This window comes from Arthrobacter sp. TB 26, assembly GCF_000427315.1.
GTDB lineage: Bacteria > Actinomycetota > Actinomycetes > Actinomycetales > Micrococcaceae > Arthrobacter.
Window position 1 is genome coordinate 1 of the sequence record NZ_AUPJ01000422.1, and the last position, 7,826, is coordinate 7,826.

At 66.3% G+C, this 7,826-nt stretch carries 7 protein-coding genes; 4 read left to right on the top strand and 3 right to left on the bottom strand.

What is annotated here, in order from left to right; genetic code table 11:
• From K789_RS0116150 to K789_RS0116165, 3 genes are all read right to left on the bottom strand, one after another.
• Window positions 1-486 (bottom strand): flavodoxin family protein (locus K789_RS0116150; protein WP_035740018.1); only part of this gene is annotated, 486 nt, incomplete at its 3' end.
• 84 nt (window positions 487-570) lie between these two features.
• Window positions 571-1,185, bottom strand: coding sequence for an FABP family protein (locus K789_RS0116155; RefSeq protein ID WP_024367661.1), 615 nt, complete (start codon window positions 1,183-1,185; stop codon window positions 571-573).
• 175 nt (window positions 1,186-1,360) lie between these two features.
• Window positions 1,361-2,095, bottom strand: a complete 735-nt coding sequence (locus K789_RS0116165) for a hypothetical protein (RefSeq protein WP_024367662.1) — start codon at window positions 2,093-2,095, stop codon at window positions 1,361-1,363.
• A gap of 257 nt (window positions 2,096-2,352) precedes the next feature.
• Between K789_RS0116165 and K789_RS0116170 the strand changes: the two genes are divergently transcribed.
• The 4 genes from K789_RS0116170 to K789_RS0116185 all read left to right on the top strand — a co-directional run bounded on the left by K789_RS0116170 (window position 2,353) and on the right by K789_RS0116185 (window position 7,649).
• Complete coding sequence (locus K789_RS0116170; protein ID WP_024367663.1) at window positions 2,353-3,051, top strand: winged helix-turn-helix transcriptional regulator; 699 nt, start codon at window positions 2,353-2,355, stop codon at window positions 3,049-3,051.
• A gap of 262 nt (window positions 3,052-3,313) precedes the next feature.
• A complete protein-coding gene (mshD, locus tag K789_RS0116175; RefSeq protein ID WP_024367664.1) occupies window positions 3,314-4,282 on the top strand; it encodes a mycothiol synthase in 969 nt (322 codons plus the stop codon).
• A 113-nt stretch (window positions 4,283-4,395) separates the two neighbouring features.
• Window positions 4,396-6,660, top strand: a complete 2,265-nt coding sequence (locus K789_RS0116180; protein ID WP_024367665.1) for an RNA degradosome polyphosphate kinase — start codon at window positions 4,396-4,398, stop codon at window positions 6,658-6,660.
• Between the two features lie 11 nt (window positions 6,661-6,671).
• A complete protein-coding gene (locus K789_RS0116185; RefSeq protein ID WP_024367666.1) occupies window positions 6,672-7,649 on the top strand; it encodes an NUDIX hydrolase in 978 nt (325 codons plus the stop codon).
• Window positions 7,650-7,826 lie beyond the last annotated feature (177 nt).

Below are 7,826 nucleotides of genomic sequence, written 5' to 3' on the forward strand. Positions count from 1 at the left end.
GACCGTGAAGCCGATGTGCTGGAGGCTGTAGAGGACGTTCATGGCGCAATGCTTGATCCCGTCCTCGTTGCCGGTGATGAGGCAGCCGCCCACCTTGGGGTAGAACGCCCACTGGCCCTTGTCGTTCAGCTCGCCCGAGTGCGCGTAGAGGCGCTCGATCAGCTTCTTGGTCTGCGAGGAGTTGTCTCCCAGCCAGATGGGCCCGGCCACCACAACGATGTCGGCGTCCCGGACGGCCGGATAAAGCTCCGGCCATTCATCGCTCGCCCAGCCGTGCACGCGCATGTCCGGATAAACTCCGCTCGCGATGTCGTGGTCCACCGTCCGGATGACCCGGGTGGTCACGCCCTGCTTGTCCATGATCCGGCGGCTGACGTCGATCAGGCCTTGTGTATTGGAGGCCTCGGGGGACTTCTTCAAGGTGCCATTGAAGTACACGGCTTTGAGGTCGCTGAAATCGGCGGGTGTTGCGGGTGTGGCATTCACTGCGGTACTCCCTGCGGTCGCGGCGGACAACGGAAAAACAGTGAGACCTCAGGATCGGGCGGCTCTCCGCGCGGACGCCGCCGGTCAGCTGACTTTGTGGAGGATGGCGGACGCGTGGGCTTCCAGGCCGCTGCCCCCCGCAGGGCCCTTGCCCGTTGCCATGTCCCAGCGCCAGAGCAGATTGCCTTCCACGAGGCCGAAGATCCTGGTGGCGGCCGTGTACTCCTTGGAGTGGCTGCCGCGCATCACCATATCGGTGCTGAGCTGGATCTGCGGGCCCTTGATCTGGCCGTAGTACAGCTCCGAGATCCCGCCGGGGTGGGAGATCGACACGGAGATGTCGAAGCCGCCGTCTTTGTTGCGCAGCGCCTCGACTTCGTCGGCGCTCCTCAGCACGGGAACGATGTCGGCCGGGATAAGCCCCGGGCCGCCATCCTCTTCCCGCTGTTTACGCTCCAGCGCCCAAAAACCGGTCTCGACGGTCAGGGGACGCAACGTGGTGCCTGCGTCGTCGGTCAGCCAGCTCTCGGCACGGTATTGCAGGTAGGGCAACCCGTTATGCGTGAACGACACGTGTTGCCGGAAGTGCTCGGAATCCTCTTCCCCGGCCCCCAGCCGGCCCCCGCCCTCCCACTCACCAATGAGCCAGGACAGCGGAACGATTTCGGGTGTCAGATCTGTTGGAATTTCAATCGGCACAGCAGCTACCTCTGGAAACGAAGACGGCTATTGATTTCTGGCTGTTACTTCTGGCCTTTGAAGAGGCGGTAGACAACAAAGCCGGCAAACCACGCCATGGCCAGGCTGGCAACGCCGAGCAGTACAAGGAAGAAGATTTCAAATGCAAGTACGGACATGATGCCATCCTAGCGCGTTAGTAGATGAGTAGTTTGTCTATGAAGTAAGCCAGGGAACCGACGGCGGAGACCGGGCCCAGCCCCATTCCGAGGGCCGCCGCAAAGCTTAGCGACTCGCCGCGGATGATCACCAGCCGGCGGAAACTCATCAGCACGGCCCCCACCACCACCCCGACGATCGCGGCTGGCAGCACGGCGATGTCGGAGAAGACGAGGCCTGCGAGCGGACCCGCCAGCCCGGCGCCGACGACGCCCAGCGGCGCCACGACCCGGTCGGGCCAGCGGATCAGGCCGGCCAGCAGGGCGATCGCAGCGCTGATGGCGGCGACCAGGAGCATCTCTTGTACGCCGTTGAAGCGGGAGCACGCAATCCAGCCGGCGCCCAGGCAGGAGAGCATGACGCCGGCACTTGAACCGAGCGTGGATTCCAGGCGCTGCGCCTGCCCGGTGCCCCGGATCAGCTGCATCACGAAGACCGCCATCACGCCTGCCGCCATAAACGACGGGGTCCAGTCCAGGAAGCCCGGGGCGGGAAGGTAGGTGGCGGCAACGGCGGCGCCAACGCCCGGCAGGCCGATCAGGGCGGCCAGGGTTTTCTTGGCCGGAATGCCCAGGAAGTGCGGCCAGCCGACCCCGACGGCGGCGGCGATGAGCACTCCGACCGCCAAAAGCGCCTCCGGCGAGATGTACGACGCGCCGACTATCGCGGCGAGTCCGGCCAGCCCGATGACGCCGATGGACCACGTCTTCACTGATTACCCAACATCTTCTTATCCGTCATCCGTCTTCCGGTCATCGTCGTACTTTCGCTCACTGCGGACCCCAATTCGACCTGATCTTTCGCCGGGGGGCTGCGGGCCCCGACGGATCAATCCTGCCCTATGTGACCGTTTTGTGTCGCAAAGGAACCGGACGCAGGTGACGGAAGCATGTCCGGGAAGGGGCCTTTGGGTATACTCAGACTCAGCTACAGACGCCCAACGATGCGCGGACACCCCTTGGAGGAAACATGTCGCACATCCTGCTACTGACGAACAGCACCGGCTCATCGGTGGACGTCCTGCCTGCTCTGGAACTACTGAACCACCGGGTCCATATTCTCCCCGCCGAGCCGACAGCGCTGCTGGAGACGGACCCCTGCGACATCGTCCTGCTGGACGCCCGCAAAGACCTTGTCGGTGCACGTTCCCTCACCCAGCTGCTCAAGGCCACGGGCCTGAGCGCCCCCCTTATGCTGATCCTGACCGAGGGCGGCATGGCCGCCGTGTCCTCCGCCTGGGCTGTTGACGACATCCTGCTGGACTCCGCGGGGCCCGCCGAGGTCGAAGCCCGCATCCGCCTCGGCGTCGCCCGGGCCGTACCGGACCAGGACGATGCCCCGACAGAGATCCGGGCCGCCGGCGTCGTCATCGATGAGGCCAGCTACACCGCCCGGGTCAACGGCGCACCGCTCAACCTGACCTTCAAGGAATTTGAACTGCTCAAGTACCTGGCCCAGCACCCCGGACGGGTCTTCACCCGCCAGCAGCTGCTGACCGAGGTCTGGGGCTACGACTACTACGGCGGCACCCGCACCGTGGACGTCCACGTCCGGCGCCTGCGGGCCAAGCTCGGCGCCGACCACGAGAACCTGATCAGCACGGTCCGCAACGTGGGCTACCGCCTGACGCTGGTCCGGCACCCCGAGGAAGAGCTCACCGAAGCCTGAACCTCGCGGGTTCCGGCCGCACCCCTTCCGGCCACAGAACAAAGAAAAGCCCCGGACCTCGGTCCGGGGCTTTTCTGCTTCAGTGGAGGACATACGGGTCGAACGTATCGAGGCCACCCCAGTGGTGGATCCCCCTCGCATCCGAACGGCAGTTCCAGAAACAGTCTCTGGACGAACAGCCGGATGAGTTAACGACTATACGTAACCGTTCCGGAAACCACAAAATCGGGCCCGCCCCGGCGGCACCGTATAGCCTTGCACCATGAGTCCTGAGCATCCTGAAAACTGGCCCGTACTCGCCGCCAACGGAGCTGCGGATGCGCAGCTCCTGAAGGACGTCAAAGCCCTCGTGGCCGCCGCCGAGGAATCCGATGGCAATCCGCCGCTGTCCGAACAGACGCTCGTGACGCTGCGCGCCGCCGGCGGCGGGCATGAAGTTCTGACACTCGCCCTTTACTGCCCCGAGGAGAGGTCCGACCCGGCGACGGCGCAGGATCTGGCCGGGGTCGCCGTCGTCATCGGGGAACCGGACGGTACGGGCGTGCTGGAAATTGCCGTCCACCCCAGCTACCGGAACCAGGGCGTCGCGGACCGGCTGGNCCGCGAACTCAAGAACACCCGCGGCTTCGCGGGCCTCAAGGCCTGGTCCCATGGCAACCACGAAGCCGCGGCCGAGATCGCCGCGCACTACGGCTACGGGCCGGTCCGGGAGCTGTGGAAAATGCGGCTCACAAGCGCGGCGGCGGAGCTGCCCGACGTCCCCCTGCCGGTCGGCGTGACACTCCGCGCCTTCGTCCCGGGCCGGGATGAGGACGCCTGGCTGACCGCGAACCGGTCCGCCTTCGCGCACCATGCGGAGCAGGGAACCATGACGCGCGGCGATCTGGACGCCAGGATGGCCGAGCCATGGTTCGATCCCGCCGGTTTCCTGCTGGCCGTCGACGCCTCCGACCGGATTCTCGGCTTTCACTGGACCAAGGTGCACCCGCGGCACGGAGACCATCCGGCGATCGGCGAGGTGTACGTGGTGGGCGTGGCACCCGACGCGCAGGGCACCGGACTCGGGAAGGCCCTGACGGTCGCCGGCATCCGGCATCTGCAGAACCAGGGCCTGCACGCCGTGATGCTCTACGTCGATGCGGACAACGTTCCGGCCGTGTCGCTGTACCGGCGGCTGGGGTTCACCCGCTGGGACGTCGACGTGATGTATGCCCCGCTGGAGGGGCAATAATCCATTCGGCGGACATCAGGTGTCCACCCGGGGAATTCTGGACTCGTCGAAAGCTAATGGCACGGTGAATGCTTGTAAGGTTGAAGCACATCGCGCCAGCATTAGGAGACACCATGCAACGGGAATCTGCCCGGACAGCCACGTCTGAGGCCGCTACGTCGGACAAAAAAGTGCGACCCGCGCGTGCCCGGTTCGGCTCCTCCGAAGTGCCTGCCTCACGTGCCACCCAGGACCGGATCGACATTCCTGAGTTCGCGCCCAACCTGGAGCCGGAGGGCGATTTCAGCCCGGACCGCTTCCTGGACCGCGAACTGAGCTGGCTCTCGTTCAACGCCCGCGTCCTGGAACTTGCCGAAGACCCAAACCTGCACCTGCTGGAGCGTGTCAGCTTCCTCTCCATCTTCGCGTCCAACCTGGATGAGTTCTTTATGGTCCGTGTTGCCGGGCTGAAGCGCCGGATCGCCACGGGCTTGGCCGTCCCCTCCCCCGCCGGGCTCAGCCCGATGCAGGTCCTGGAGCAGATCGGGGACGAGGCACACCGGCTGCAGCAGCGCCACGCCCGCGTCTACGCCGAGCAGATCCGTCCGGCGCTGGCCTACGAGCACATCCATCTCATGCACTGGGAGGAACTTGATTCCCAGGCCAAGGACCAGCTCAGCGCCATGTTCGCGGAGAAGGTCTTCCCGATCCTAACCCCGCTGGCCGTGGACCCGGCCCACCCCTTCCCCTACATCTCGGGGCTCTCCCTGAACCTCGCCGTCGTCGTCCGCAACCCGGTCAGCGACAAGGAACTCTTCGCCCGCCTCAAGGTTCCGGACCAGCTCCCCCGGCTGATCTCGATTGACGGGCCCCGGGCCGGCTCCGTGCCGGGCCGGGTGGCACGCTTCATCGCCCTCGAGGAAGTCATCGCCGTCCACCTGGACCAGCTCTTTGCCGGCATGGAGGTGCTGGAGCACCACACCTTCCGCGTCACCCGCAACGAAGACGTGGAGGTCGAAGAGGACGACGCCGAGAACCTGCTGCAGGCGCTTGAGAAAGAACTGCTGCGCCGCCGTTTCGGCCCGCCGGTCCGGCTCGAAGTCACGAATGACATCAATCCGAACATCCGGGCGCTGCTGATCCGCGAGCTGGGCGTCGAGGAATCCGAGGTCTACTCGGTCCCGGCCCCGCTGGACCTCCGCGGGCTCTCGGTCATCGCCGGAATCGACCGCGCCGACCTGCACTACCCGAAGCATGTCCCGCATACGTCCCGGTACCTCAACGAATCAGAAACGTCCAAGGCGGCGAACGTCTTCGCGGCCATGCGGCGGCGTGACATCCTGCTGCACCACCCGTACGACTCCTTCTCCACCTCGGTCCAGGCGTTCCTCGAGCAGGCCGCCGCGGACCCGAAGGTCCAGGCCATCAAGCAGACCCTGTACCGCACCTCCGGCGACTCGCCCATCGTCGACGCCCTGATCGACGCCGCCGAGGCCGGCAAGCAGGTGCTGGCCCTCGTCGAAATCAAGGCCCGCTTCGACGAGCAGGCCAACATCTCCTGGGCCCGGAAGCTGGAGCAGGCCGGCGTGCACGTGGTGTACGGCATCGTAGGCCTCAAGACCCACTGCAAGCTCTCGCTCGTGGTCCGCCAGGAAGTGGATGGGCTGCGCCGCTACTGCCACATCGGCACCGGCAACTACCACCCGCGCACCGCCCGCTACTACGAAGATCTCGGCCTGCTGTCGGCCAACGAGCAGGTGGGTGAGGACCTGTCCAAGCTCTTCAACCAGCTCTCCGGCTATGCGCCGAAGTCCACCTTCAAGCGCCTTTTGGTGGCCCCGCGGTCGGTGCGTTCGGGACTCATCGACCGGATCGAAACAGAGATCCGGAACGCCCGCGCCGGCCTGGCCGCCCGGGTCCAGATCAAGGTCAACTCGATGGTGGACGAAGCCATCATCGATTCCCTGTACCGGGCTTCGCAGGCCGGCGTTCCCGTGGACATTATCGTCCGCGGCATCTGCTCGCTGCGCCCGGGAGTGCCCGGACTCAGCGAGAACATCACAGTCCGGTCCGTGCTGGGCCGTTTCCTGGAGCACTCCCGCGTTTTCGCCTTCGCCAACGCCGGGGACCCGGTGGTCTACATCGGGTCGGCGGACATGATGCACCGCAACCTGGACCGCCGGGTGGAAGCCCTCGTCCAGCTCACCAGCGGGGACGACACAACGTATGTCATGGATCTGTTGCGCCGCTACATGGACCCGGGCACCGCCAGCTGGCACCTCGACAACCAGGCCGTATGGACCCGCCACCACCTCGCGGAGGACGGCCACGATCTCGAGGATATCCAGTCCTGGCTGCTCAATTCCCGCTCGCGGCAGCGCTCGTCCGGGCTGCGGTAGGGGCTCTGGCATTGAGTAGCGATTCACTGGTTGCCGACCAGAGCGACCATCCCGGCGAAGCAATCGCGGTGGTGGCTGCGGGCGCACTGCCCTGGCGTGTCGCCCCGGGCGACAAGGGCCAGCTGGAGGTCCTGCTGATCCACCGCCCGCGGTATGACGACTGGTCCTGGCCCAAGGGCAAAATCGACCCCGGCGAGACGGTGCCCGAATGTGCCGCCCGCGAGGTCGATGAGGAAATCGGGCTAAAGGCGCCGCTGGGCATCCCGCTGCCGGCCATCCATTACCACGTCCCCGCCGGGCTGAAAGTGGTTCACTACTGGGCTGTCGACGTCGACGGGGCCGCCCTTCTGCCGGACGGCAAGGAAGTGGACAGCGTCATGTGGTGCTCGCCGGAGAAGGCGGCCCGGATGCTGAGCAACCCGAGCGATGTGGGCCCGCTGGAGCATCTGGCGGCCGCGCATGCCCGGGGCGAGCTGAAGACGTGGCCGCTCGTCATCGTCCGCCATGCCAAGGCCAAGCCGCGTTCCTCCTGGTCCAAAGCCGAAGGGGACCGGCCCCTTGCCGCCACCGGGATGCGGCAGGCACAGGCGGTGGGCCGCCTTCTGCAGGCCTGGAAACCCATGCGGGTTGTCTCCAGCCCGTGGCTCAGGTGCGTGGCCACCATCGCCCCGTACGCCAAGGCGTCGGATGCGAAGGTGAAGCTGAACGAGGCCCTCACAGAGCACCGGCATGGCCGCCATCCGCACAAGACGGCCGCCGCCGTCGAGAGTCTTTTCGACAAGCAGCGGGCCGTGGCGCTGTGCACCCACCGACCTGCCCTCCCCACCGTGTTTGCCCAGCTTGGGAAGCACATGGGTTCCCGGCTGCGCGCCCAGCTGCCGGACGCCGACCCGTTCCTGGCTCCCGGCGAGATTGTCGTGTGCCATGTGGCGCACCACAGCAAGGACAAGGTGGTCGCCGTCGAGCGGTTCCGGCCCTTCGACGACTAGGGTCCTTGACCCTCCGCGCTGCCGGCGGCCGGTGTCCACGGTGGCTGCCGGGCTGGGCACGATCGCGGGGAACTTCGCGGCCCGACCCGTCGGCCGGAGACCCGTCGTGGACGAATCCGGCCGGACTGGCCGGCATGGCTGTCCTGCTCGTCATGTGGTGGTTGCGGCCGCCGCGGC